General features: G+C 34.0%; 2 protein-coding genes. Both read left to right on the top strand.

Translation table 11 applies throughout. The features are described from left to right. Positions 1-78 precede the first annotated feature (78 nt). The gene (locus ACY3XC_RS28660) at positions 79-381 is read left to right on the top strand and encodes a transposase (protein WP_464871570.1); all 303 of its coding nucleotides are present in this window, start codon (positions 79-81) and stop codon (positions 379-381) included. Then, positions 324-1238 (top strand): IS3 family transposase, encoded by a 915-nt coding sequence (locus ACY3XC_RS28665; protein WP_464871571.1) that lies wholly within the window; start codon positions 324-326, stop codon positions 1236-1238. Before ACY3XC_RS28660 ends, ACY3XC_RS28665 begins: the two co-directional genes overlap by 58 nt. The last annotated feature ends 216 nt before the right edge of the window (positions 1239-1454 follow it).

Raw genomic sequence — 1454 nt, forward strand, 5'->3', positions numbered from 1 at the left:
GTGAATTGCGCCCATCATAGTTGACACGAATAATACCGGAAATCTATGGCCATAATCGTCATAAAGGGAGTGATTCAAATGTCAACTAATAGAAAATTAAAATCTTATTCTTTCGAACTAAAACTAGATGCAGTTAAAAGAATACAAGCCGGTGAAAGTGTGAAAATTGTAGCCAATCAGTTGGAGGTTTTAAATCCAGATTACATTTATGAGTGGATCAAGAAATATAACACATATGGTGAGGTAGGTTTAAAACGGAAGAAAAGAAACAGCCAACTTAGTGATAAAGATAAAATTAAGGAATTAGAAATGGAGAACGAAATATTAAAAAAGTATCTACAAATTCTAAAGGAGGAGGAAAAAAAGCAAAGTTTAAAGTAGTAGAAGAGTTAGAGTCTAAATACCCCATCTCAAAAATATGTGAAAAACTTGAGGTATCACGAGCTGGATACTATAAATATTTAAGAAATAAAGGGAAAGAGAAAAAAGAGTCAAAAACCGAAACCGAATTAAAAGAATATATTACTATAATTTTCCATGAACACGATAAGAACTATGGATATCGGAAAATACATGCAGTTTTGCAAGATAAGTATAACCTTATTGTTGGGGAGAAAGTAGTGCGAAGGTTAATGCATGAGTTGGGGTTTAAAAGCCAAGCACGTAAAAAAAACAAGAAATCAGTCTCTGAAAATAGGGTGAATAATGGGGCTGGTCATATTTATCCGAACCTATTAAAGAGAGATTTCACTACAACTAAAACAAGTGAAAAGTGGGTTACTGACGTAACAGAATTTCCTATTGGAAATACTAAACTATTTCTTTCTTCACTAATGGATTTACACGATAATTATATACTAGGATACCAATTATCTGAATCACATGATATTCAACTAGTAGAAGATACACTTATCGCTGCATTAAACACTAGAAAAAAAGAAGAAGGAATTATTCTGCATTCTGATAGAGGGATGCCCTATCGATCAAATAGATGGAAAGAATTAATGAATGAACATACCATCATTCCAAGCATGTCCAGAAAAGCAAATGCACTTGATAATGCATGTGCAGAAAGCTTTTTCTCCTTTATAAAATCAGAACGTAAACAACTGAAAAATATAAAGAATATTGATGAAGCTAAACAGATTATTCATGATTATATTGACTATTACAATCATAATCGAATACAAGGGGTTTTAGGTTACAAAACACCGAAACAATATGCGGCGGCGTGTTAAAAGACAGCCCACAGGGCTAGTATTCCTCCTTCGCATCTTACAGACTAATTCTCAGAACCCTGGGAGTCTGTCAAGTGCCTTCCTTGACAGGCTCCCAGGGTTCTGAGACACTGCAAAAAGATGGGAAGGAGAAAAGGAACCAGAGTAATTTATTCATCACTGATTCCTTTTTATAATTCTGGTTTTATAGTGTCTACTTTAAAGGTCGCAACGCAC

The sequence above is a fragment of the Bacillus sp. CZDM1 genome (assembly GCF_055502545.1).

Coding starts and splice junctions, on each gene's coding strand:
- ACY3XC_RS28660 (WP_464871570.1), top strand. CDS start 79: ATGTCAACTAATAGAAAATTAAAATCTTATTCTTTCGAACTAAAACTA.